This is a genomic window from uncultured Algimonas sp. (genome assembly GCF_947498175.1).
Classification (GTDB): domain Bacteria; phylum Pseudomonadota; class Alphaproteobacteria; order Caulobacterales; family Maricaulaceae; genus Litorimonas.
On sequence record NZ_CANMJB010000001.1, the window covers coordinates 97,865 to 121,540 of the forward strand.

Genomic DNA, 23,676 nt, shown 5'->3' on the forward strand with positions numbered 1-23,676 from the left:
ACGCCGACGAAAGGGCGGTGCGGGAAGTGTGGCCCGATTTGGATCAAACAGTTCCGAAGGCTGGCTCGGCCTGCTGCTGCTGATCCTGTTCAGCACCGGCCTCCTACTGACGCAACGCGACAATGCTCGCGAACGGCGCACCTCCGCCATGCTGGCCGGCGACGTGCAGGCACCGGTCGCCGCCTGGCTCGGCCAGCCCTTCCGCAAGCTCGAACAGGCATTGGCCGATGCCGATGAAAGCCGACGCGCCCTGGAAGAGAACCGGGCTCTGCGACGCGAGCTCGTTGCTCTGCGGGCCGACAATGATCGGCTGACGGCGGCCAGAAACCGGCAAAAGCGGCTGGAAGCGCTCCTTGCGGTCGAACTCACGGGTGACATTCCGGACGAACGCATCGCGGCGCGCGCCGTTTCCGACGTGTCCAGTCCGTTCGTTCGGTCCCTGCTGATCGGGTCGGGACGCGATGCGGGCGTCCGGGACGGCTATGCCGTCATTTCCGAATCGGGACTGGTCGGCCATGTCGTCAGCGCCGGACGGCAGTCCGCCCGGGTTCTGAGGCTCGACGATCTCAATAGCCGCGTTGCCGTTGCGAGTGACCGCAGCGGAGCGCGAGCCATCCTGATCGGCACGAATACGGATATTCCCGTTCTCGCCTTTGTCGCCGATACGGAACGGTGGGCGGTCGGAGACCGCGTGGTCACGTCCGGAGACGACGGACGTTTGCCGCAAGGCCTGCCGGTCGGAACGGTGACGGACGGCGATCCGCTGACGGTGCGGCTCGATTTCCATGCTGAGCCAGTCGACTGGGTTTTCGTCTTGCCGTTCGCGGGCTTAGTGGATGCTGACGACCCCGAACTGGACGATGTCGATCTGGACGCGGCTGAAGAGACGACCGAGACCGAAACGGCCCCGCCGGTCGACGGCGGTGCGTCAGGAGAAGCCGGGACGCAGACGGCCGAGGCACCGGACGGGGCGGGCTGATGGCCGTTTTCGGCATGTCGCCCACGACGCGCAATGACCGGCTCATTCCGGCCGTGCTGGCATTGCTCGTCACGGGTCTTGTCAGTGTCGTGGATGTCCGCCTGTTCGGCGAAAGCTGGCCGCTGACTTGGCTGCCTTTCGCCGTGGTCGCGCTGTGGCCGCGCCATGTCAGCACCGGGGCGTCGGGACTATTGCTCCTGGCAGGGGGGCTCTGGGTGGATTGGACGAGCTGGGGTGCGCCCGGGCAATGGCCGCTCGTCTTCCTGATCACCTATGCGCTGATCCGTCCCGGCGCACGGGGCGGACGGCGCGGCCTGCTGGCGGGAATCAGGCGTTTCGTCCTGGCCCTGCTGGTCGGCGTCCCGGTGATGATCCTGACTGGCTGGATGGTTTATGAAAGCTGGCCGGACTGGATGGCGCTGGGACGCGGTCTCCTTGTCGTCACCGTGATCCTGCCCATATTCATTCTCGTCCGGGACGGTCTCGCCGGTCGCATGAGCGAGGAGGATTGACGATGAATGCACTCTCGACGGATCCGAACAAGAAGAAACCGACTGCCAAATCCGAGGCGCTGATCACGCGCCGCACCGCTGCTCTGGGGGTCGGCGGGCTCGGTGTGTTCGGCATATTGGCGGGCCGCCTCTACCAGCTGCAGATCGAACAGAGCGAAAACTACCTGGCGCTGTCCGAGGACAACCGTTTCAACTTCCGCACCATCGTGCCGAGCCGGGGCATCATCCGCGATCGCTACGGCGAAGCCTTGGCGGCGAACACGTTGAATTACCAGATCGAGCTCGTACCCGAACAGATCGACGATCTCGACTTGGCGCTTGGCCGTTTGTCGAACATCGTTTCACTGTCGGACCGCGAAATCGCTCAGGTCAAACGCGACGTCTCCCGCAAACCCGGCTTCGTGCCGGTCACGGCCAAAGACCATATGGAATGGGACGATTTCGCGGCGTTGAACATGCGCGCTCATGCCTTGCCGGGCATCACGCCGCGGGCGGGGGAAGGGCGCTCCTACCCGGATGACGGTCTATTCTCCCATGTTGTCGGCTATGTCGGCAAGGCCAATGACGCCGATGTCGCCGAAGACGATGATCCGCTTTTGCTGCAGCCTGGATTCAGGCTCGGCAAGACGGGCGTCGAACAGGCGGCGGACGACCGTCTGCGCGGCAAGGCCGGGCGCCTCCAGATCGAGGTGAATGCGCGAGGCCGCGTGGTGCGTGAGTGGCCGGGCAAAAGCGAAAAGGCCGTGACGGGCGAGGATGTCTACCTGACGCTGGATGCGGACTTGCAACGCTATGCCGCAGAACAGTTCGGCGAGGATGCGGGTGGGATCGCCGTCATGGACGTCATGACGGGAGAGTTGCGAACCCTGCTGTCCATGCCGCTATTCGACTCCAACCTGTTCGTATCGGGGCTGACCCAGGCCTACATGGACAAGCTGAACAATGACGAGAAGCGGCCGCAATACAACAAGGTCTATTCCGGCGGCTATCCCCCCGCCTCGACCTACAAGATGGCTGTCATGCTGGCGGCTCTCGAAAGCGGCAAGATCGATCCGCGGCAACGCATCTTCTGCGGCGGACGCGTGCGGCTTGGCAATCGCCTGTTCCATTGTTGGAAAAGGCAAGGTCATGGTTCGGTCGATCTGCGCTACTCGCTGAAGCAGAGTTGCGACACCTATTACTACGAGATCTCCCAGATCATCGGCGTCGAGGCCATTGCCGACATGGCGCGACGGCTCGGGCTGGGACAGCGGCACGGCGTCGGGATCGCGGGCGAACAGCATGGCATCGTGCCCGATCCGGCATGGAAGCGTGAGCGGATGGGCGCAGGCTGGCACATGGGCGACACGCTGAACTCCTCCATCGGGCAGGGCTACGTGCTGACCTCGCCGATGCAGCTGGCCGTCATGACGGCCCGGATCGCCAATGGTCGGTCCGCCGTATCTCCGACCCTGTTCGCCGGGCAGGACATCGCGCCGTTCCCGGATCTGGATATCGATCCCGACCATCTGGCGATCGTGCAGGACGCCATGTGGAGCGTGACGCAGGAGCCGGGCGGCACGGCCTACCGGCCCAACGGAACGGGACTGCCTGGCATCGACATGGCCGGAAAGACCGGCACGGCGCAGGTCCGCGGCATTTCGCTGGCCGACCGGGCGGCAGGGCTGCACAAGAACGACCGGCTTCCGTGGAAATATCGCGATCATTCGCTGTTCGTCGCCTACGCACCCTATGATGCGCCGCGATTCGCCGTGGGCTGCGTGGTCGAACATGGCGGATCGGGTTCGGGCCGCGCGGCGGCGATCGTCCGTTCCGTCCTCGGCGAGGCCCTGCGTCGCGACGGGCTTGGCCAGCAGACCCAGAACGCTACCGAGACCGACGTGCTGTGACCGTCCGGTTCGAGGAGTTCGACGGCGTCGGCAGCAAGCTTTTCCAGATCAACTGGCTGTTGCCGGTCCTCGCCGGTGTTTTGGGGTTAGTTGGAGTTCTGGCGATCCTGTCCGCGAATAACGGCATCTGGACACACGGGGCGATGCAGCACGGCGTGCGTCTGGCGTTCGCCTTCCTCATCATGCTCGGCGTGGCGCTGACGAACATCCGCGTCTGGTACACTTTGGCCTATCCGGTCTATTTCGTCGCGCTGGTCCTGCTTGTCGGGGTGGAATTTCTTGGCGTGAATGTGAACGGATCCGTGCGCTGGCTGCAGCTGGGGCCGATCAGGGTGCAGCCGTCGGAAGTCATGAAACCGGCCGTCGTGCTGGCTCTGGCGCGCTTCTACCATGATCTCCCGGCATGGCGCGTCTCTTCGCCGCTCGGTCTGGCTGGCGCACTATTCCTGATCGCCGCGCCTATGGCGCTGGTCCTCCGGCAACCCGATCTCGGCACGTCGCTGCTTATCGCGGCGACGGGGGCGTCGCTGGTCTTTCTCGCCGGTGTGAGCTGGCGGATCATTTCGCTGGGATCGGTCCTTGCGGCCGTCAGCATTCCGGTTGTCTGGCAATTCGGCCTGCGCGCCTACCAGCGCGAACGCATCCTGACCTTCATCGACCCGGCCCGCGATCCGGCGGGGGCGTCCTATCACATCACCCAGTCCAAGATCGCGCTGGGATCGGGCGGTCTGTCCGGCAAGGGTTTCATGCAAGGCACGCAGCGCCAGGGCGGCTACGTGCCCGAAAACAGCACGGACTTCATCTCCACTGTCATCGGAGAAGAGTTCGGGTTCGTCGGATCGCTGGCCCTGATCGGACTCTACATCGCCGTCATCGCGGCATGCATCCGCCTTTCCCTGCAATGCAAGGCCGTGTTCTCCCGCCTGCTGATCCTCGGCCTGACAACGACATTCGCGCTCTACATCTTCATCAATCTCGGCATGGTCATGGGCCTCCTGCCCGTGGTCGGCGTACCTTTGCCGCTCGTCTCCTATGGCGGGACGGTGATCTTGGCCGTGATGGGAAGTTTCGGACTGATGTTGTCGGCCCATGTCCATGCCGACACGCTATTGCCGCGTAACGATTGACTGGGTGTCTGGGCCATGACCGCTTGTCCGCTTGACGCGGCGGCTCCATTCCCTAATCAAGCGGGCGTCATTGGGGAGTTCACATTATGCCTGCAGCACCCGGGACGGCGCAATGGTCGTCACGTTTCGCCTTCATCATGGCCGCCGTCGGATCGTCGGTCGGCCTCGGCAATCTCTGGCGGTTCTCCAGCGAGGCCGGACAGAGCGGCGGCGGCGCCTTCATCCTTGTCTATCTGCTGGCGGTGGTGCTGGTCTGCATTCCCGTCCTGATGAGCGAATATCTCGTCGGGCGAGCCGGTAGCTCCGCCAATGCAGTCGATAGCGTCGCCGAAATCGCGATCCAGTCCAGGGTCACGAAAAACTGGGGTGTGCTGTCATGGGTCGGCATGATCGCCGGATTCCTCATCGTGACATTCTACTGCGTCGTCGCCGCCTGGGTCGTGCGTTACATCTTCAAGTTCCTCGGCAATGACTTCGCCGGTCTCGAACCCGATCAGGTCGCCGGCATCTTCACGAATTTCATCGGCACGCCCATTCAAGTGCTGCCCTGGTTCCTCCTGTTTGCGCTCATCACGATCTGGCTGGTTTCACGCGGGGTCAATCGCGGCATCGAACTGGCGGCCAAGGTCCTGATGCCGCTCTTCTTCATACTGCTGACATCGCTCGCGGTCTTCGCCCTCGTGACCAACATCGAGACTGGCGGCACGTCGGCGGCGCTGTCCTTCCTCTACGCCCCGGATTTCAGCAAGATCAACGGCGATGTCGCCAATGCCGCGCTCGGCCAGGCCTTCTTCTCCGTCGGCGTCGGCTCGGCCATCATGATCACCTATGGCTCCTATCTGCCGCAAGACATCTCGATCCCGAAGGCCTCCGTCATCGTCGGGCTGACGGATACGGCCGTTGCGTTGATTGCAGGACTGGCGATCTTCCCGATCGTTTTCGCCTTCGGGCTCGAAGCCAATGCCGGAGCGGGCCTCTTCTTCATCACACTGCCCAATGCATTCGCCTCCATGGGTGCGATCGGCCCGATCGTCGGCGCGGCCTTCTTCTTCCTGGCATTCTTCGCGGCCATTACGTCCTCGGTCAGCCTTCTCGAGCCGTCGGTGGCTTTCGCATCGGAGCGCTTCAAGATGAGCAAGGCCAAGGCCGCCTGGGTGATGGGCGCGTTGATGATCGCCGTTGGCCTGATCAGCGTGTTCGGCGTCACGTCGGATGGCGACACCTATGCCTTGGATGCGATCGATACCTTCACCGGGCAGGTCATGCTCCCGTTGGCCGGTCTACTGATCGTGATCTTCGTCGGATGGCGGCTCGACAAGGCCATCATCGCCGAGGAGTTCGCCGGCAGTGAAGGTCTTGGAAACGTCCTGATCGTGTTGACGCGTTTTGTCGCCCCTCTCTTCGTTTTCATCGTGCTGGTCTCTTCGATCTATACCTCCTATTTTGCAGGCTGACCGAAATGCCGCAGTGCAGCGACTGACTTTTGATCTTGCCGTTCAGGCAAAATTCAAGTGTGCCGTGCAAGGTGGCGATAAGACATTACGCTGATCTTGAAATATCGTCGTCTCATTTGGGGTGTTGAATGAAATCCGGAGTTTCTCTCCTTCTTGTCGCCTCCTTGTTCAGCACTGGCTGTGCGACCGTTGACCTGCAATCGATGGCGGGCACGGACGATGCCGCACCGCTCGAAACATCGTCCGACAGCAATGTCGTGCAGCGCGCGGTCGAGAAGTTGAGCGCCGCGTTCGCGTCTCGCGGCTTTGGCGAGAAAACGTCCCAACGCAAAATGGAAGCAGCCGCGGACATGCTGATGAACGGTCTGTCCGATAAAGGCGTGGATGGAGCGGATCCGGACTATGCATCGCTCGAACGGCCTGTTTCGGTCGTTCTGGAAGATATTCGCGTTGCAGAACGTCATGTTGAGCAGGCCCGCAAAGCGGCCGAGATCTATTTCGATGTCGCTCCGGCCCGTCGCGACCTGTCGGATGAGTTGCAGAGCCTTCAGGCTGCATTGCTGGTCTCGGACCGCGCCTTGCTCGAGTTCCGCAACAGCCTGCCGACAGATCGTGCAGCCGATGTCGACCGTCTGCAACTTGCCGTAGACGGCTTGCGCGACATCACCAACCGCTTCGGAGACCGCGTGCGCACGAAACGGTTGAACGAAAAGACCGGAACCGCCGACCGCTCGGTCAGCTAGACGTCCTTAGCGGCTGTCCGAGGCTTCAATCGTGCAGGGGCTGTTGCCAGCGTTTGCAACTTGACCCGGTCGGAGGCGTGGCGCACTCCGGGCGAATGCTGACAAGCCCGGCACGTTACGATCTTTCCTCCCATGGCCGTCGGCTTGTCGTGTCCGCGCAAGGCCGCTGGACCGTCGAAACGGTGTCGTCGGTCTACGAATCCCTCGGACGGGACTATGACGCCCTTTCCTACGAGACGGTGGAGTTCGATCTGGAGGGGGTGGAAGATCTCGACACGGCCGGGGCCTACCTCCTGACGAAAGCGGTCCGCGTGGAAGATGTCTGCAAGGCATGGTCGCTGACCCGAGGAACGCCCGGACAGAAGACGCTTCTCGACGTCGCGGCAGCGGCCCAGATGGGGGCGCCGCCCCGCCATACGCGCCAGTTCGTCGATACACTCGATCGCCTGGGCCGGGCGACCTTGCGGTTCTGGGATGAACTCTACGCGACGCTTGCCTTTCTCGGCCAATTCTTCGTCATGTTTTTCGGGGTTTTGCTCAGGCCGCGTCGTCTCCGGTTCAAATCCATCGTCGCCTTGATGGAAGAGGTTGGGCTGGACGCGGCCCCCATCGTCGCCGTGCTATCCTTCGCGATCGGTGCGGTTATCGCCTATATGGGGGCCAACTTGCTCGGCCAGCTCGGCTTTTCCGTATTCATGGTCGACCTGGTCGGCTTCTCGATGCTGCGTGAACTGGCCGTCGTGATCACGGCAATCCTCATCGCGGGACGTTCGGCCTCGGCTTTCACGGCGCAGATCGGGGCCATGAAGATGCGTCAGGAAGTCGATGCGATGACCGTGATGGGGCTCGAAACGTTCGAAACGCTCGTGGTGCCCCGGGCGATCGCTTGCTTGCTGACATTGCCGATCCTGACCTTCCTCGCCATGATGAGCGGCATATTGGGTGGCCTGATCGTGGCTTGGGTCACGCCCTCGCAGATCTCGCCCGTGCTGTTCCTCAGCCGGTTGCAGGAAATGGTCGCCGTGCAGCACTTCTGGGTCGGTATGGTGAAGGCGCCGTTCTTCGCCATCGTGATCGCCGTGATCGGTTGCCGGCAGGGCTTGGCCGTAACGGGTTCGGTCGAGAGCCTAGGCGCGCGGGTCACGACGTCGGTCGTCCAAGCCATCTTCGCCGTCATCCTGATCGACGCGCTGTTCGCCATCCTGTTCTTCCAGATCGGCGTCTAGCATGGCAGACCAGGATCACATGCCTCCGATCGCCGCTCGCGGTATCCTGACTCAATTCGGGACCAACGTGATCCACGAAAACCTCGACTTCGAGCTGAAGCGCGGCGAGATCGTAGGGTTGGTCGGAGGGTCCGGCTCCGGCAAGTCCGTTCTGATGAATACGCTGCTCGGCCTGAAGGTTCCGGATGCCGGCGAAATCCGCTATTTCGGCAAACGCCGTGCCGATCTCGACAGCCGCGAAGAGTTGCGTCTGAAGAACGATATCGGTGTCCTGTTCCAAGGCGGTGCGCTGTTTTCGTCCTTGACCGTTCGTGAGAACGTCATGGTGCCGATGATCGAGCATTTCGACATGCCCAAGAGCCTGATGCGGGAACTGGCGGACATGAAGATCCATATGGTCGGCCTGCCTCCGGAAAGCGCGACTCTCCATCCGGCGGACCTGTCTGGCGGGATGAAGAAACGGGCGGGTTTGGCCCGGTCGCTTTCGCTGGATCCGCGCATTCTGTTCCTGGATGAACCCACGGCTGGGCTTGACCCGGTCGGGGCCGACGCGTTCGACCGGCTCATCCTGTCCTTGCGCGAGGCTTTGAACCTGACTGTGCTGATGATCACGCACGATCTGGATAGCCTCTATGCGATATGCGACCGTGTTGCGGTACTGGTGGACAAGAAGATCGGTGTCTATGACAGGCTGGGTGTGGTCGAACGATACGACCATCCCTGGGTTCAGGAATATTTCGGGGGGCCGAGATCGCGGTCCGAAAATGCGAAGGCGGTACGCATGGCAGTGCATCCCGAGCGTGATGCGGGGCCGCCCGCCAAGGCGGCAGGACGATAGGCATGGAAAACAAGGCAAATTACGCGCTGATCGGCATGTTCGTGCTGGTCGCCCTTGCGGCGACGCTGGGCTTCATCCTGTGGCTGACCGGATCGGAGTTCGATCAGCAGTTCGACGAATACCAAGTGGCCTTCCAGGGTCCCGTGCGCGGTCTGTCGCCGGGCTCCGAAGTGCGGTTCAACGGCATCGGCGTCGGGGAGGTCACGAACATCCGTCTGGACCGGGAAGACCCGAATACCGTGCTGGCCAATATCCGGATCGACTCCAACACTCCGGTGGACACGAATAGCTATGCGCAGCTGGAGCCACTCGGTCTGACGGGCCTGAACTATCTCCAGATCTTCGCGGGGGGCGAGGAGTACCCGCTCATCAAGGATATGCCTGGCCGCAGCGGGACATGGCGGATCGAAGGTCGTGCCGACCAGCTGTCCGCCATCATCGAAGGCGGAGGCTCCGCCGTCGAGCAGGCGCAACTCGCTCTGACGCAGGTCAACAAACTGTTCAGCGACGAAGCTGTTGCGGACGTCCATGGCATATTGGACAATATCGAACGCATCACCAGCGAACTGGATGTCTCCGAATTCGACATGAACGAGGTCAACGGCCTCGTCACCGACTTCCGAGCCGCAGTGCGTCGCGTCAGCGCTGCGGCGGATACGGCCCAAACGACGTTCGCTTCGGCAAACGGCCTCATCGAGAACGACATCGCCTCACTGAGCGCGCGCATGGAAGTGACGTTGAGCGAAGTCGACGAAACGCTGAACGCCTTCGAAGAGACAGCCGGGAACAGCAACGAGTTGATCGTCGATGCGCGTGATGCAGTGAACCGCCTTTCCAATTCCGGTCTGACGGACCTCGAGGAGACTGTGGATGCCGTCCGCCGCTTGGTGTTGTCACTGGGCCGCGTCGCCGACGCGCTGGAACAGAGCCCGCTGGAGTTCATTTCGGGGACGCAGTCCGATACGGTGGAGTTACCGCAATGATCCGACCCTTCGCCCTCGGCGTCGCCTCGCTGGCGATCGCATCCTGCAGCATTCTGCCGGATCCGGCACCCGCGGACATCATCTACCGCTTGCAGCTTTCAGGCGAGAGCGTGAAACCGGCGCCCGGTGCGACCGTGATCCGCGTCGACCGTCCGTCGGCAACGAGCGTGTTCAACACGCGCGCCATCGTGGTGTCGCCGGACGGGCGGCGTCTGTCCACGGCAGCTCAGGCGCAATGGCCGGAAGGCACGCCGACCATGCTGCAGGAAAAGCTGGTCGATGCCTTTTCGCGCGAATCACGGGTCATCGGCGTTCTGCCACAATCGGGAACGCGGACGGACACACGCATTCATCTGACGATCAAGAATTTCGAGGCGCAGTTCGATCAGGGTGAAGACGCCAGCCCTCTGGCGGTCGTCCGTTTTACGGCGACGCTTGCAAATGCGACGGATCGCCGGTTGATCGACACGTTCACGACGCGCCACGAGGTTCGAGCGGATGCGGCGCGGATTTCATCCATCGTCATGGCGATCGAAGCTGCCAACGATGCCGCCATGCGCGATATCGTGGACTGGGTCGTCTCCGCTGACAAAAAGGGCTTGATCGAGGACCCCGTCACGCTGGTTCGCTGAAACCTACTCGGTCCGGTCGCGCGTTCGCGATCGTTTGATCCATAGGGCGATGACGGCGACGGCCACGACGATGACGGCGATCGTCGGGATGATGAGTTCGATGCGGTCACCGAACAACTCGCCCAGGAAGTGGCACAAAGTGAAGATCACGATGCAATACATCAGGGCTGTGATGAAGATGAACAGGCAAAAGCGCGCATAGCGGACTTTGAAATAGCCGCAGGCGACATAGACCGGGATGCGCGCCAACGGCAGGAACCGCGCCGTCAGCAGCGTCGCGAACAGATTGCGCCGCACCTTGCCGCGAAAGGTCGTGACATGTTCGCGTTCGGCATAGGCACGCGCCCGCGAAGACGTGTGCGCCGCCCGCCCGATCCAGTATTTCCAGATGTCGGACAAGAACAAGCCCGCCAGGATGATTGCGAAGATGACGGGAAAATGATCGGCGTCGGCAGCCGAGAGCGACGCCGCGGCGATAACGGCGGCATCCTCCTGGACGAAGGGACCCAAGAAAATGCCCAGGTAAAGTAGCCAGCTCGGGTCCATCATGCGGGCGCTATGCGCGATGATGGTTAAGCCTGTCTTGGTAAATATCGATGGGAACATGCAAGGAAGGGTCAGCGCAGAGCAAAAATTTTGGCAGGGCTGCGTGTTGAAACCCGCTGTGCCGCATGGCATAGCGCCGCGAACTTCAATCGAGCCCGGCAGACAGAACCCCGGCCTCCACCGGGCGCGACTTCAATGCCCGCAGATACGTCAGAGACAAAGATGGACATCAAGGAACTCGAATCCGACGGCCTGACCAAGAAATACCAGGTTACGGTCAAGAAGGAAGCGCTCGAGGAAAAGCTGGACGCCAAGATCAAGGAGATGCAGCCGCAAGTCTCCCTGAAAGGCTTCCGCCCCGGCAAGGTGCCGACCTCGCACATCCGCAAGATGTTCGGCCAGAGCATCATGAAAGACGTGGTCGAGGAAGTTCTGAACGAGAGCAGCCAGCAGGCCATCAACGACAACAAGCTGCGCCCCGCCGGCCAGCCGCAGATCGACCTGCGCGCCAATGGCGAGGAGGTCACCAACGGCAAGGCCGATCTCGATTACTACATGACCGTCGAGAGCATTCCTGAATTCGAAGCTGTCGATCCGACGACACTCAAATTCACACGTCTCAAGACCGAACTTGACGACAAGGATCTGGATGCACGCCTCACTGAACTCGCCAAGGGGCAGAAGAGCTACAAGAAGAAAGCCAAGACGGCCAAAGCCAAGAAAGGCGACGCGGTCCTGATCGACTTCGTCGGCTCCATCGATGGCGAGGAATTCGAGGGCGGCGCCATGGAAGGCCACCAGCTTGTACTGGGTTCGGGCACCTTCATTCCGGGCTTCGAGGACGAACTGGTCGGTGTGAAAGCCGGTGATGAAAAGGATGTCGTGGTGACGTTCCCGGACGACTATCAGGCGGCCGAACTGGCTGGCAAGGAAGCCGTATTCAAGACGAAGATCCACGAGGTCCAAGGCGAGAAAGAGGCCGAGATCGACGACGCTTTCGCCAAGAACTTCGGCATGGACGATCTCGATGCGCTCAAGACAGCCGTGCGCGAACAGATGGAATCGGAGCTGGACGGCCAGTCCCGCATGAAGTTGAAGCGCGCCATTTTGGACGAGCTGGACAGCAAGCATGACTTCGACCTGCCCCAAGGCATGGTCGAGACCGAATTCACCAACATCTGGAACCATGTGAAAGCCGAGAAGGAAGCCGGTCAGCTCGACGAGGAAGATGCCGCAAAGACGGACGAGCAGCTGGAAGCCGACTACCGCAAGATCGCTGAGCGCCGCGTGCGTCTCGGTCTTGTTCTGGCCGAGATGGGTCAGAAGGAAAGCATCGATATTACCAACGAAGAGCTGCAAGGCGCGCTGGTCGCGGAAGCGCGCCGTTATCCGGGTCAGGAGCAGCAGGTCATCGAATTCTACCAAAAGAACCCGCAAGCCCTCGCTCAGCTTCGCGCGCCGATCTACGAAGAAAAAGTCGTGGACCTGATCACGGAGAAGGCGACCGTCAAGGACAGGACGGTCGATCGCGACACACTGTTCGAAGAAGATCCTATGATCTAGCGCAAAAGCGCGGACAAAGACGGAAGCCGCCCTTCGAGGCGGCTTTTTCTATTGGCGATGGCGCCGAACCGGCCATGCCTTCACACTTATGGAACCCTTGCGAAGCAGGATGGTGATCGCAATATAGGACCAAAGACGCCAGCGTCCTGCCGGCGCATCAAGACCGAAAGCTTCTACTGCATGTACGATCCGATCGAAAAACTGAATAACGTCACCAATTACCTCATCCCGACCGTGGTGGAGCAGTCCTCGCGCGGCGAACGCGCCTTCGACATCTATTCGCGACTGTTGCGCGACCGCATCATCTTCCTGACTGGTCCGGTCGAGGACAATATGTCCGCCTCCATCTGCGCCCAGCTTCTGTTTCTCGAATCCGAGAACCCGAAGAAGGAAATCAGCATGTACATCAACTCGCCCGGCGGCGTCGTGACGGCCGGAATGGCGATCTACGATACGATGCAGTACATCCGTTGCCCCGTCAGCACGGTCTGCATCGGGCAGGCCGCTTCGATGGGGTCTCTGCTGCTGGCTGCTGGCGATGCGGATATGCGCGTGGCGCTGCCGAACGCCCGGATCATGGTGCACCAGCCGTCCGGCGGTTTCCGCGGCCAGGCGTCCGACATCGAACGTCATGCCCAGGACATTCTGGCGATGAAGAAGCGCCTCAACGAGATCTACGTCAAGCACACGGGCAAGAAATACGCGACGATCGAGAAAACGCTCGACCGCGATCATTTCATGACGGCCGAAGAAGCCAAGAATTTCGGCTTGGTCGATCACGTCTACGAAAAACGAGGCGAAGACGCATAGCGTTTCCGCGCTCCGCGACAGACCCGTTGGTCCGTCGTTTGCGCGATTATCGGGACAGATCGGTCCTGCTATAGTTTCAGACGGGTTAAGCTACACATCTTTTGGTGCGCGATTACACACATCCGGTCTTGCCAGAGTCCGGTTTCCGGTGTCGTATGCGTATCGAAAGGCGCCGTTTACACAATGTCGTCATAAAACCGGTAGATCGGTGGTCGAATCGGCATCCGGATTGCAGGGAGTTCCGTCGGCGCTCGCCGTATGTGGAACTGGATAGAGTATGAGCAAGAACAATACGACCGAGAGCAAGAATACGCTCTACTGCTCTTTCTGCGGGAAGAGTCAGCACGAGGTTCGCAAGCTGATCGCCGGTCCGACCGTCTTCATCTGCGACGAATGCGTCGAACTCTGCATGGACATCATCAAGGAGGAGGGGAAGTCCTCCTTGTCCAAAGGCCAGGAAGGCGTTCCGACCCCGCAGGAAATCTGCAACATCTTGGACGATTACGTCATTGGGCAGGGCTATGCGAAACGTGTTCTCTCCGTCGCGGTCCACAATCACTATAAGCGCTTGAACCACGCCACGACCAATCCGGATGTCGAACTGGCCAAATCCAACATCCTGCTGGTCGGGCCGACCGGTTGCGGCAAGACGTTGCTGGCCCAGACGCTGGCCCGCATTCTCGACGTACCGTTCACCATGGCCGATGCGACCACGCTGACGGAAGCCGGCTATGTCGGTGAGGATGTGGAGAACATCATCCTGAAGCTGCTGCAATCCTCGGACTACAATGTCGAGCGGGCCCAGCGCGGCATCGTCTACATCGACGAAGTCGACAAGATCAGCCGAAAGTCGGACAATCCCTCCATCACGCGCGATGTATCGGGCGAGGGTGTGCAGCAGGCCTTGCTGAAGATCATGGAAGGCACGGTCGCCTCCGTGCCGCCTCAGGGCGGCCGCAAACATCCGCAGCAGGAGTTCCTGCAGGTCGATACGACCAATATCCTGTTCGTTGTCGGCGGCGCCTTTGCGGGCCTCGACAAGGTCATCGCCAATCGCGGCGACCAGGCTTCCATCGGTTTCGGCGGACGTGTCCGCGATGAGGACGACCGGAGCGTCGGCGACATACTGCGCGGCGTGCAGCCCGAAGATTTGCAAAAATTCGGTCTGATTCCCGAATTCATCGGCCGCTTGCCGGTCATCGCGACGCTGACGGATCTGGACGAGGATGCGCTGGTGACGATTCTGACAGAACCGAAGAACGCATTGGTCAAACAGTATGAAACGCTGTTCGCCATGGAAGAGGTCAAGTTGACCTTCACCGAAGACGCGCTTCAGGCAATCGCCAAGAAGGCCTTGGCGCGCAAGACCGGCGCCCGCGGATTGCGTTCGATCATGGAAGCCATTCTGCTGGACTCGATGTACGATCTGCCATCCTATGAAGGCGTGGACGAAGTCGTCATCAATGACGATGTCGTGGAAGGTGACGGCGAATCCGCACCTCTTCTCATCTATGCCGACCCGCCCGCTGAAAAAGCAGGCTGATCCTTCCAGCATCAATGAAAAAGCCGCCCTGGGGCGGCTTTTTTGTTTTCCTGTCGGATCGTTCCGTGCGGCTACGGCTCGATCACGGCGCACGCAATGCGTGATCCGGCATCGCCGGACGGTTGCGTTTCGTAATCGTCGGCCCCGGCGTGAATAATCAGGGCCGTGCCGTTGGCATCGAGGAGAGGGGCCAGGCCCTCACGATCGGACAAGGTGACCCGGTCATTGCCGATCTCCGTTCGAACCACGCCAGACGCTGGCGCGTCGAAATTCTCCATGTCGCCGGCATGCGGATTGGGATCATCCGCCTCGAATCCGTGATTGGCGTTGGACGGATTGTAATGGCCGCCCGCCGATTGGAAGTCCGGCGTGTCGCAGGACCCGGTCTCGTGGAAATGAATGGCGCGTTGGCCTTCGGGGATCGCCGTGACATCGAGCGAGACCGTCACGCCTGAACCTTCGACGTCGGAGATCGTCACGGTGCCGATTTCCGATCCGGCACTGTTGATGACGGGATAGGTTGCGCTCATCAAGGCCGCGTCATCGTTAACGTCTCTATCGAACCGATCGTACATCTCGACCTCATTGGCCGTCTCGTCGTCGATACCGACGTCATCAGCGGCATCATCGGTTCCGCCACATGCGACAAGCGTCATGGCCGCGGTCGCTAGCAAGATCTTCTTCATGGTAAGGTCCTCTCTTCATTGCCTTTTGGAATGCAGGCTTGCCTCAAAAACGCGATCCCGTCGGCTGCGTTCCAACGCTGCGCGCATTTGTGCAAAACGATCTGAAATGGTAGCCTGAGCCGAACCGAGATCGTCGAATCGCGGGCGGGAAAACCTCCGCCTTTTCCGGCAGATCGATCCGAGGATATCGTGTGAGCGACCAAACAGACAATCCGGACTCCACGCCGCCGGAAAAGGATCCCGGCATCTCGCCCGTGACGATCGAGGAGGAGATGAAACGCTCCTATCTCGACTATGCCATGAGCGTGATCGTCAGCCGGGCGATTCCCGATGTGCGCGACGGTCTGAAACCGGTTCACCGCCGGATTCTCTACTCCATGCACGAAAACGGCTTTACGCGCGACAAGCCCTACAAGAAGTCGGCGCGCGTGGTCGGCGACGTGATCGGCAAGTATCATCCGCACGGCGACAGCGCTGTCTACGACGCGTTGGTCCGCATGGCGCAGGACTTCTCCATGCGACTGCCATTGCTGGACGGCCAGGGGAATTTCGGGTCCGTCGACGGCGACCCGCCGGCCGCCATGCGGTACACCGAAGTCCGTATGGACAACCCGGCCGCGCAGCTATTGGCCGACATCGAGAAGAACACGGTCAATTATCAGGATAATTACGACTCGTCCGAATCCGAACCGGTCGTGCTGCCGGCGCGCTTTCCGAACATTCTCGTCAATGGCGCGGGTGGCATCGCCGTTGGCATGGCGACGAACATCGCGCCGCACAATCTCGGTGAAGTCTGCGACGCCGCGATGGCCTTGCTCGATGACGGGGCGCTGAGCGACGCAGACTTGCTGGACATCATCCCAGGGCCGGACTTTCCCACAGGCGGCCTCATCATGGGCCGCAGCGGCGCCAAGCAGGGCGTGATGACCGGACGGGGAACCGTCACGGTCCGGGCCAAGACCCGGGTCGAGGAAATCCGCAAGGACCGGTTCGCCATCATCGTCGACGAGTTGCCGTTCCAGGTCAATAAAGCCTCGATGATTGCCAAGATGGCGGCCTTGGTGAACGAGAAACGGATCGAAGGCATTTCGGCCGTCCGCGACGAGTCCGACCGGGTCGGCATGCGCGTCGTCATCGAGCTCAAGCGCGACGCCGTGCCGGACGTCGTGCTGAACCAGCTGTTCCGCTACACGCCGCTGCAGCAGAATTTCAGTTCCAACATGCTGGCGCTCAACGGCGGCAAGCCCGAACAGATGAACGTCCGGGACATGCTGGAAGCGTTTCTGGCATTCCGCGAAGACGTGATCGCGCGTCGGACGAAATTCGATCTGTCCAAGGCGCGGGACCGGGCGCACATATTGGTCGGACTGGCCACGGCCGTCGCCAATATCGACGAGATCATCCGTCTGATCCGCACCTCGCCCAACCCAGCCGCGGCGCGCGAGGCGCTCACCTCACGCAATTGGCCGGCCGAGAGCATGGGCGCGCTGATCCGGCTCATCGCCGATCCACGCTCTCGTCTGCAGGATGACGGCACCATAAAGCTCACGGATGAGCAGGCCCGGGCAATTCTCGACCTGCGTCTGCAGAAGCTGACCGCGCTCGGCATGGAAGAGATCACCGAAGAGGCCGAGAAACTCGCCGCGCGGATCACCGACTTGCTGGAAATCCTGCGGTCGCGCGACCGCGTCCGCACGATCATCCGCGAAGAGCTGACCGAAGTGCGCGAGAAGTTCGCGACCCCGCGCCGCTCCGAGTTTGCGGAAGGCGGTTTCGATTTCGACGACGAGGATCTCATCGCGGTCGAAGACATGGTCGTGACCGTGACCAATAATGGCTACGTCAAGCGGACTCCGCTGGACACCTACCGCTCTCAGCATCGGGGCGGGAAGGGCCGGTCAGGCATGCAGACCAAGGACGAGGATTTCGTCACGACGGTTTTCGTCGCGACGACGCATACGCCGGTCCTGCTCTTTTCCTCCAGTGGCATGGCCTACAAGCTGAAGGTCTGGAAGCTGCCGCAGGGCGGCGCCGCGACGCGCGGACGCAGTTTCAACCAGCTTCTTCCGCTCACCAAGGATGCTGACGGGGACGACGAGAAGATCACCTCGATCATGGCGCTGCCGGAGGACGAGGACGATTGGGCGGGCCTTGACATCATGTTCGCCTCCAAATCCGGCGGCGTGCGTCGTAACAGCCTCGCCGATTTCACGCGGATCAACCGGTCCGGGAAAATCGCGATGAAGCCCGGTGAAGGCGACGGCATCGTCGATGTGCGGCTCTGCAGCGAACAGGACGACATCGTTCTGACGACTAGGCTGGGCCGCGCCATCCGTTTTCCGGTCACGGATGTCCGTCGGTTCGTCGGCCGGACGTCGACGGGCGTGCGCGGCATCAAGCTCGGTTTGGGCGACGAGGTCATTTCGATGGCCGTCGTCCGGCACTTCGATGCGGCCAGCGAAGAACGCACGGCCTATCTGAAACATGCCAATGCGATGCGACGGGCGATGGGCGACGAGGTCGATGACGCGGCGGACGACGACGAAGACATCGCGAACGAAACATCTCTGTCCGACGCACGCCTGGGTGAGATGGGGGCGGCCGAGCAGTTCCTTCTGACCATCGCCGATGACGGGTTGGGCAAGCGGGCGAGCTCCTACTCCTATCCGGTTCGTGGACGGGGTGGGAAAGGTGTGATCGCGCAGAACCTCGATCGGGGGAAGAAAGCGGACAAGGCCTATCTGGTGCGCAGTTTCGTCGTGGAAGATGGCGACCAGATCATGCTGGTCACCGATGGCGGTCAGCTATTGCGCACCGGGGTGGACAACATCTCCATCGTGTCGCGCAGTTCGAAAGGCGTCTGGGTGATCCGCACGCGCGAGGACGAGCATGTCGTCAGCGTCGAACGGATCGCGGAAACCGAGGATGAGGACGGCGAGGCGCCCGAAGCGTCGGGCGACGTTGACGTGCCGGACGCGTCCTGACCTGACGGCCCCCACTCAGACGGGCCGGTTCGGCTCCGGACAGGTCAGGTCGAAGGATTGGGTGTTGCGCTGGGCCTGTGCTTGCAGGTTGCGGATATGTTGCGTCATGGCCTGCGTGTCATAGGATATGTTGATGCAGCCGAGCGTCCGCTTCGTGTCGCCGTCAATAACGGCCGCAAAGCCTGTGACGCCCATCCAGCGATTATACTGATCGACGATGCCGCGATCGAAAACGGCATGGGCATTCAGCTCGCCGCGTCCGCCGGATATGTCGATATCGACGTATTCGATGCGCGGATCGCGCAGCGTTTCGAGTGCACGCCCTAGTCGCGGTTCCACGACCTTGCATGGCGCACACCAATCGGCCCGGAACATGACGATATAGACGTCCGGTGTGGAGGCGGCGGTGCTGTACTGCTGGGCTTGGGTCGGAGTCGTCGGTCCCATTAGAGCCGCCAGCGCGGCCGCTACGGCGGCTGCGATGGGTTTAAAGCGGAGTCTCATGAGTGTCTTTCGCAGCCCGTTGATGGCTTTGGCGATTGCAATCCTGGTGCCAGATAGGGTCCAGCCACTGTTTGAGTAAGCCTCGAACGCATGAAGCCCGCACTATGAGTCATGCGGGCTTCATCGATCGCTTGGCTGGAGCAGGATCTATCGAACGGGCGGAAGGTTGTAGGTTTTCGGGCACTGCGTCAGCGCAGCCGACGTGGACGCGTTGCTGGCATAGGCTTGGCCTTTCGACCGGGCGGCCATGTTGCGTAGCTCCTTGGCCAGAGTAACCGGATCGCCGGCAGCGTTCAGGCAGCCCATGACCGACTTGCTTTGCGGATCGACGACCGCAGCGAAGCCAGGCAGACCGACCCACTTGTTGAAGACCGGCACGATATCGCGATTGAACGCATCATGGGCGGATTTCTCCCATTTGGCTGCCGTCGTCGTATCGATCACGATCTCCTCGACCTCGATCTGGGACATGCGGATGACATCGGGCAGGCTCGTATCGAGTTGCTGGGATTTGGCATCTTCGGCGTGACGGAAGTTCACGACATAGATGTCCGGCGTCGCGAAGGCGGGGGCTGCGAGGAGGACACTTGTCAAGGCTGACAGGGCGGCAATGCGTGAGAGTTTCATGGTCGGTTCCTGTGTCATGAAGGCTGAAAGTCGTTTCTGAGCCGGAACGTGACGCAAGAGGGTGAATAAAGCGGAAACTGCCGCGTAACGTGTGATTCACCATTATCCGAACGACAGGAAGTTCGGAGCCAAGTGTCTATGAAAGCGAGAAAGTTTCCTGGCGGATGAATGCAGCAGGCATTGCGACCAACGGAAATGTCAGGCTGTTACACACCCAAGGTGCTCTGCCAGCGCCTGTTCCAGTGCATCTGTCCAGACGATCGCACCGATTACGAGGCGTGCGTGAAGACGCGGTCGAAAATCGTATCGACATGCTTCAGATGATAGGCATCATCGAACATGGCGTCGATCTGCTCCGCCGTCAGCAGCGCTGTCACGTCGTCGTCCCGGTGCAGCAGATCGCGGAAAGCGCCGTCGCCGGCATCGCCTTCGTTGCGGAACATCTCCCAGACTTTCATCGCATTGCGCTGCACCAGGCGGTACGCGCTTTCGCGCTGCTCCCCCGCCTGAGTCAGAGCCAGCAACACGCGCTGACTGTTATGCAAGCCGCCCAGCCGGTCCATATTGGCTTTCATCTTGTCCGGATAGATGACCAGCTTCTCGATCACGCCGGCCAAGCGATGAAGGGCGAAGTCGAGATGGATGGTTGTGTTCGGGGCGATGCCGCGCTCGACCGAGGAATGGCTGATGTCGCGTTCATGCCAGAGGGCGACATTTTCCATCGCCGGGACGACCGCCATACGGACCAGACGCGCAAGGCCGGTCAGGTTTTCCGTTAATACGGGATTTCGCTTGTGAGGCATGGCCGAACTGCCCTTTTGCCCCTTCGAGAAGAACTCCTCAGCCTCGAGCACTTCGGTACGCTGCAGATGGCGGATCTCGACCGCGACATTCTCGATGGATGACGCAATGACGCCGAGCATGGCGAAATAGGCGGCATGACGATCGCGCGGGATGATCTGCGAACTCACCGGTTCGACGGCCAGCCCCATCTCCTTGGCGACATGCGCCTCGACACTGGGATCGATATTGGCGAAGGTGCCGATCGCCCCCGAAATGGCGCAGACGGCGATCTCCTCACGTGCGCGGACGAGCCGCTCGCGCCCCCGAGCGAACTCTGCGTGAAACCGCGCGAATTTGACGCCCATCGTCGTCGGTTCGGCGTGGATGCCGTGGCTCCGCCCGATCGTGATCGTGGATTTGTGCTCGCGCGCGCGCGCCTCGAGCGCGGCCAGCACACGGTCCATGCCGTCGAGCAGAAGGTCTGTGGCGCGCGCCAGCTGCACGGACAGGGTCGTGTCCAGAATGTCCGAGCTGGTAAAACCCTGATGCACGAAACGGGCGTCTTCGCCGATGAACTCCGCCAGATGGGTCAGGAAGGCGATGACGTCGTGTTTCACCTCGCGTTCGATTTCGTCGATGCGCGCCACGTCGAATTCGGCCGCGCCGCCCTTTTCCCAGATCGTCTTTGCGGCGTCCTTTGGAATGACGCCCAACTCCGCCAACGCGTCGCAGCCATGGGCCTCGATCTCGAACCAGATGCGATACTTGCTGGCCTGCGACCAGATCGCGGCCATTTCGGAACGGGTGTAGCGGTCTATCATGGCCGCGTTCTAGCGATTGCAGCGGCCGAGGGAAGGGGAGGATATCAACTCCCGGCAGAATTCCGTGCTTCGGCCGCGGCCCAGTCTTTCGGCAATGTGATGCGCACGAGAGAGTAGAAGAATATCGCCAACAACATGGCCCCGAATGTCCAATACATGGCAAGGCGTGTCGCGCTCAATTCATCATTTCCGCGCTCCATGAACACGTCGATCATGAACCCCGCGAATGTCGGCCCGCCGCCCAAGGCGATCATGTTGAGGACGAAGAAGAACAGGGCTGTCGACATGGCCCTGAGTGCGATTGGCGCCAATGTCTGTGCGATGGCAAAACTCGGGCCGAGATAGACACCCAGACAGAGTTGCAGCCCTGCGCCGAAGATGAGATGCAACTCAACCGTTGGTGCCCAGAATGTCAGAATCGCCAGCGGAAAGGCGATGGCTAGAGAAATTGCAGGGATCGATCCATAGGCGCGGATGTCTTTCTTTGCTTTCCAATCAACGAGTTTTGCGCCGAAATACGTTCCAGCGACATAGAGCGTGCCGTTAATGATGCCGATCCATATGATAATGGTCCTGAAATTATACTCCGGGTCCAACAGTCTGAGGAATTTCGTCTGGAATCCCGCGACGGCATAACCGGCGAAACTCGCGAAGGCGATGCCGAGAGCCATCCACCACCAGGACTTGATTGAAATGATGGTCAGCACCCCTGGCTGTATCGACAATAGGAAGAGCGTCGTGAACAACAGCGATGCGATGACCGCGATGAGCCAAGCGACAACGCCCATCAACGTCAGGGTCAGGACCAAGCCGATCAAGAAACCAAAGACGATATAGCGCGGCATCATGCGCGATCTGGCCATGGCTTCGCGGATGGAAATGTATCCACTGGTCTTCGACACATTGTTTTCCATCGCCCCCCGCATGGGCTCGCGGATGACTAATTTCACAACGACCGCCAGTGCGATGCCTGCAACGCCCAGGATGATGAAAATCCGTCGCCAATCGACCGTGTTGGGGTCTGCGCCGATCAAGGCCGCCGTCAGGAAGTAGGCGCTCATGATGCCCAACGGAATGCCCAGCGAGTATATGCCGAGCGCGCCTGCGCGTTCTTCCTTGCCGTAGAAGTCGGAGATCATCGAATGCGACGGCGGGCTTCCACCCGCTTCGCCGACTCCGACCCCGACGCGCGCGAGCGCGATATGCATGAAGTTCTGCGCAAAACCGGTGATTGCCGTGAAGCCGCTCCAGGTCGCCAAAGCCAAAGCCAGTAACGTCACGCGGTTCATGCGGTCGGCAAGGAATGCCAGGGGTATGCCCATGATGGTGTAGAATGCGGCGAACGCCAGGCCTATCAGCAGACCTAACTGCGTATTCGTCAGTCCGAGATCGGCTTGAATGAAGGGGGCCAAGATCCCAACGATTTGGCGGTCGATGAAGTTGAATCCGTAAACCAGCGTCAACAGCAATAGGACCATAGTCCGGTAGCGTTTCGGTTTGGCCTGCGCGACCGGAATGTCCGTCATGTCATGATCCCCGTTCAAGCTGTCATGACGCGAAAAAACGGGCGGGGTCAAGCGGAGCTGTTTCTGAAACCTACATCAACCCCAACATCTTGAAGCTCGCCACGTCCTTCCGTCCAACGACGAGGTGATCGTGGACGGTAACGTCGATCGCCTTGGCCGTTTCGATGATGGACTGCGTCAGGTCGATGTCCTGCCGGGACGGGGTCGGGTCGCCGGACGGATGGTTGTGGACCAGGATGATCGCCGTGGCCTCATGGACGAGGCAGCGCCGCACGATCTCACGCGGATAGACAGGCGCGCGGTCCACCGTGCCTTGTCCGAGGATTTCGTCAGCCAGAAGCGTGTTCTTGCGGTCGAGGAACAGCACGCGGAACTGTTCTCGCCCCTCGAATTGCATGGCGGCGCGGCAATAGTCGAGCAGGGCGTTCCAGCTGGAAAGTATCGGACGATTGATGATGGAGCTCTGCCCGATCCGGATGCCGACCTGTTGCAGGATTTTCAGATGCTGCGCCGCATTCGGACCGATGCCCTTGATCTTGGTCAGCTTTCCGATAGGCGCCGCGACGACTTCCGCGAGCGAGCCGAACTCGCCGATCAGCGCTTTCGCGATAGGCTTCGTGTCGATTCGTGGCAGAGCCTGGAAAAGAATCAGCTCCAGCAGTTCGTAATCGTCGAAAGCTTCCGCTCCGCGGCGGGCGAACTTGTCGCGCAACCGTGTCCGATGGTCGTGGAAATGCGGCTTGGAGGTCTTTATCTTGTCGTCCGGACGTAGCGCCGCCTTGGAGGCGTCACCGATCCGTTCGGAGTCCTTGAGGCTCGTATCGTCGCGGCGGGTCCCGGATTGCCCGAGAGCCTGGTTGAAGAGGTTTTCGAACCCTTCGGGCGGACGCTCTTCCATGT

General features: G+C 60.9%; 21 protein-coding genes. 14 read left to right on the forward strand and 7 right to left on the reverse strand.

Annotated features, from left to right (window positions below):
* The first annotated feature begins 28 nt into the window (after window positions 1-28).
* The 10 genes from mreC (at window position 29) to Q0718_RS00575 (ending at window position 10,383) form a co-directional block, all read left to right on the forward strand.
* Window positions 29-979: a rod shape-determining protein MreC gene (gene mreC / locus Q0718_RS00530; protein ID WP_298911834.1), complete on the forward strand. Its 951-nt coding sequence runs from the start codon at window positions 29-31 to the stop codon at window positions 977-979.
* Complete coding sequence (locus Q0718_RS00535) at window positions 979-1,491, forward strand: hypothetical protein (protein WP_298911839.1); 513 nt, start codon at window positions 979-981, stop codon at window positions 1,489-1,491. Before mreC ends, Q0718_RS00535 begins: the two co-directional genes overlap by 1 nt.
* A gap of 2 nt (window positions 1,492-1,493) precedes the next feature.
* Window positions 1,494-3,380 carry a penicillin-binding protein 2 gene (gene mrdA / locus Q0718_RS00540; protein WP_298911842.1) on the forward strand — a complete coding sequence of 629 codons (1,887 nt, stop codon included), beginning with the start codon at window positions 1,494-1,496 and terminating at the stop codon, window positions 3,378-3,380.
* A complete protein-coding gene (gene rodA / locus Q0718_RS00545) occupies window positions 3,377-4,507 on the forward strand; it encodes a rod shape-determining protein RodA (RefSeq protein WP_298911845.1) in 1,131 nt (376 codons plus the stop codon). Before mrdA ends, rodA begins: the two co-directional genes overlap by 4 nt.
* An 86-nt stretch (window positions 4,508-4,593) precedes the next feature.
* On the forward strand, window positions 4,594-5,961 hold the full coding sequence (locus Q0718_RS00550) for a sodium-dependent transporter (protein ID WP_298911848.1): 1,368 nt from the start codon (window positions 4,594-4,596) through the stop codon (window positions 5,959-5,961).
* A 128-nt stretch (window positions 5,962-6,089) separates the two neighbouring features.
* Window positions 6,090-6,704, forward strand: a complete 615-nt coding sequence (locus Q0718_RS00555; RefSeq protein WP_298911851.1) for a hypothetical protein — start codon at window positions 6,090-6,092, stop codon at window positions 6,702-6,704.
* Window positions 6,705-6,853: 149 nt separating this feature from the next.
* Window positions 6,854-7,930: an ABC transporter permease gene (locus Q0718_RS00560; RefSeq protein WP_298911854.1), complete on the forward strand. Its 1,077-nt coding sequence runs from the start codon at window positions 6,854-6,856 to the stop codon at window positions 7,928-7,930.
* Between the two features lies 1 nt (window position 7,931).
* Complete coding sequence (locus Q0718_RS00565) at window positions 7,932-8,768, forward strand: ATP-binding cassette domain-containing protein (protein ID WP_298911857.1); 837 nt, start codon at window positions 7,932-7,934, stop codon at window positions 8,766-8,768.
* Between the two features lie 2 nt (window positions 8,769-8,770).
* Window positions 8,771-9,751 (forward strand): MlaD family protein, encoded by a 981-nt coding sequence (locus Q0718_RS00570; protein WP_298911859.1) that lies wholly within the window; start codon window positions 8,771-8,773, stop codon window positions 9,749-9,751.
* Window positions 9,748-10,383, forward strand: coding sequence for an ABC-type transport auxiliary lipoprotein family protein (locus Q0718_RS00575; protein ID WP_298911862.1), 636 nt, complete (start codon window positions 9,748-9,750; stop codon window positions 10,381-10,383). Before Q0718_RS00570 ends, Q0718_RS00575 begins: the two co-directional genes overlap by 4 nt.
* Before the next feature lie 3 nt (window positions 10,384-10,386).
* Here Q0718_RS00575 and Q0718_RS00580 read toward each other — a convergent pair whose 3' ends face one another.
* Window positions 10,387-10,932 carry a VTT domain-containing protein gene (locus tag Q0718_RS00580; protein WP_298911865.1) on the reverse strand — a complete coding sequence of 182 codons (546 nt, stop codon included), beginning with the start codon at window positions 10,930-10,932 and terminating at the stop codon, window positions 10,387-10,389.
* A gap of 219 nt (window positions 10,933-11,151) precedes the next feature.
* Between Q0718_RS00580 and tig the strand changes: the two genes are divergently transcribed.
* The 3 genes from tig to clpX all read left to right on the forward strand — a co-directional run bounded on the left by tig (window position 11,152) and on the right by clpX (window position 14,845).
* On the forward strand, window positions 11,152-12,492 hold the full coding sequence (tig, locus tag Q0718_RS00585; RefSeq protein WP_298911868.1) for a trigger factor: 1,341 nt from the start codon (window positions 11,152-11,154) through the stop codon (window positions 12,490-12,492).
* 180 nt (window positions 12,493-12,672) lie between these two features.
* Window positions 12,673-13,302 (forward strand): ATP-dependent Clp protease proteolytic subunit, encoded by a 630-nt coding sequence (locus tag Q0718_RS00590; protein WP_298911871.1) that lies wholly within the window; start codon window positions 12,673-12,675, stop codon window positions 13,300-13,302.
* A 277-nt stretch (window positions 13,303-13,579) separates the two neighbouring features.
* The gene (clpX, locus tag Q0718_RS00595) at window positions 13,580-14,845 is read left to right on the forward strand and encodes an ATP-dependent Clp protease ATP-binding subunit ClpX (protein WP_298911874.1); all 1,266 of its coding nucleotides are present in this window, start codon (window positions 13,580-13,582) and stop codon (window positions 14,843-14,845) included.
* 71 nt (window positions 14,846-14,916) lie between these two features.
* Here the strand turns inward: clpX and Q0718_RS00600 are convergent, their stop codons facing one another.
* Window positions 14,917-15,531: a superoxide dismutase family protein gene (locus tag Q0718_RS00600; RefSeq protein WP_298911877.1), complete on the reverse strand. Its 615-nt coding sequence runs from the start codon at window positions 15,529-15,531 to the stop codon at window positions 14,917-14,919.
* 191 nt (window positions 15,532-15,722) lie between these two features.
* Between Q0718_RS00600 and gyrA the strand changes: the two genes are divergently transcribed.
* Window positions 15,723-18,515, forward strand: coding sequence for a DNA gyrase subunit A (gyrA, locus tag Q0718_RS00605; protein ID WP_298911880.1), 2,793 nt, complete (start codon window positions 15,723-15,725; stop codon window positions 18,513-18,515).
* A gap of 15 nt (window positions 18,516-18,530) precedes the next feature.
* On the opposite strand, the gene Q0718_RS00610 is transcribed toward gyrA, so the two are convergent.
* The 5 genes from Q0718_RS00610 to radC all read right to left on the reverse strand — a co-directional run bounded on the left by Q0718_RS00610 (window position 18,531) and on the right by radC (window position 23,674).
* Window positions 18,531-19,019, reverse strand: a complete 489-nt coding sequence (locus tag Q0718_RS00610; RefSeq protein WP_298911882.1) for a thioredoxin family protein — start codon at window positions 19,017-19,019, stop codon at window positions 18,531-18,533.
* A gap of 147 nt (window positions 19,020-19,166) precedes the next feature.
* On the reverse strand, window positions 19,167-19,646 hold the full coding sequence (locus tag Q0718_RS00615) for a hypothetical protein (RefSeq protein ID WP_298911885.1): 480 nt from the start codon (window positions 19,644-19,646) through the stop codon (window positions 19,167-19,169).
* 269 nt (window positions 19,647-19,915) lie between these two features.
* Window positions 19,916-21,250, reverse strand: a complete 1,335-nt coding sequence (gene purB, locus Q0718_RS00620) for an adenylosuccinate lyase (protein WP_298911888.1) — start codon at window positions 21,248-21,250, stop codon at window positions 19,916-19,918.
* 44 nt (window positions 21,251-21,294) lie between these two features.
* The gene (locus tag Q0718_RS00625) at window positions 21,295-22,728 is read right to left on the reverse strand and encodes an MFS transporter (RefSeq protein ID WP_298912948.1); all 1,434 of its coding nucleotides are present in this window, start codon (window positions 22,726-22,728) and stop codon (window positions 21,295-21,297) included.
* Window positions 22,729-22,846: 118 nt separating this feature from the next.
* Window positions 22,847-23,674 (reverse strand): DNA repair protein RadC, encoded by an 828-nt coding sequence (gene radC, locus Q0718_RS00630; RefSeq protein ID WP_298911890.1) that lies wholly within the window; start codon window positions 23,672-23,674, stop codon window positions 22,847-22,849.
* Window positions 23,675-23,676: the final 2 nt, after the last annotated feature.

Bases quoted from the DNA above. Each gene is read 5' to 3' on its own strand.
- tig (WP_298911868.1), top strand. From the start codon at position 11,152: ATGGACATCAAGGAACTCGAATCCGACGGCCTGACCAAGAAATACCAG.
- radC (WP_298911890.1), bottom strand. From the start codon at position 23,674: ATGGAAGAGCGTCCGCCCGAAGGGTTCGAAAACCTCTTCAACCAGGCT.
- Q0718_RS00580 (WP_298911865.1), bottom strand. From the start codon at position 10,932: ATGATGGACCCGAGCTGGCTACTTTACCTGGGCATTTTCTTGGGTCCC.
- Q0718_RS00565 (WP_298911857.1), top strand. From the start codon at position 7,932: ATGGCAGACCAGGATCACATGCCTCCGATCGCCGCTCGCGGTATCCTG.
- Q0718_RS00590 (WP_298911871.1), top strand. From the start codon at position 12,673: ATGTACGATCCGATCGAAAAACTGAATAACGTCACCAATTACCTCATC.
- Q0718_RS00600 (WP_298911877.1), bottom strand. From the start codon at position 15,531: ATGAAGAAGATCTTGCTAGCGACCGCGGCCATGACGCTTGTCGCATGT.
- clpX (WP_298911874.1), top strand. From the start codon at position 13,580: ATGAGCAAGAACAATACGACCGAGAGCAAGAATACGCTCTACTGCTCT.
- Q0718_RS00575 (WP_298911862.1), top strand. From the start codon at position 9,748: ATGATCCGACCCTTCGCCCTCGGCGTCGCCTCGCTGGCGATCGCATCC.
- Q0718_RS00615 (WP_298911885.1), bottom strand. From the start codon at position 19,646: ATGAAACTCTCACGCATTGCCGCCCTGTCAGCCTTGACAAGTGTCCTC.
- Q0718_RS00550 (WP_298911848.1), top strand. From the start codon at position 4,594: ATGCCTGCAGCACCCGGGACGGCGCAATGGTCGTCACGTTTCGCCTTC.
- Q0718_RS00535 (WP_298911839.1), top strand. From the start codon at position 979: ATGGCCGTTTTCGGCATGTCGCCCACGACGCGCAATGACCGGCTCATT.
- Q0718_RS00610 (WP_298911882.1), bottom strand. From the start codon at position 19,019: ATGAGACTCCGCTTTAAACCCATCGCAGCCGCCGTAGCGGCCGCGCTG.
- Q0718_RS00555 (WP_298911851.1), top strand. From the start codon at position 6,090: ATGAAATCCGGAGTTTCTCTCCTTCTTGTCGCCTCCTTGTTCAGCACT.
- purB (WP_298911888.1), bottom strand. From the start codon at position 21,250: ATGATAGACCGCTACACCCGTTCCGAAATGGCCGCGATCTGGTCGCAG.
- mrdA (WP_298911842.1), top strand. From the start codon at position 1,494: ATGAATGCACTCTCGACGGATCCGAACAAGAAGAAACCGACTGCCAAA.
- Q0718_RS00625 (WP_298912948.1), bottom strand. From the start codon at position 22,728: ATGGTCCTATTGCTGTTGACGCTGGTTTACGGATTCAACTTCATCGAC.
- Q0718_RS00570 (WP_298911859.1), top strand. From the start codon at position 8,771: ATGGAAAACAAGGCAAATTACGCGCTGATCGGCATGTTCGTGCTGGTC.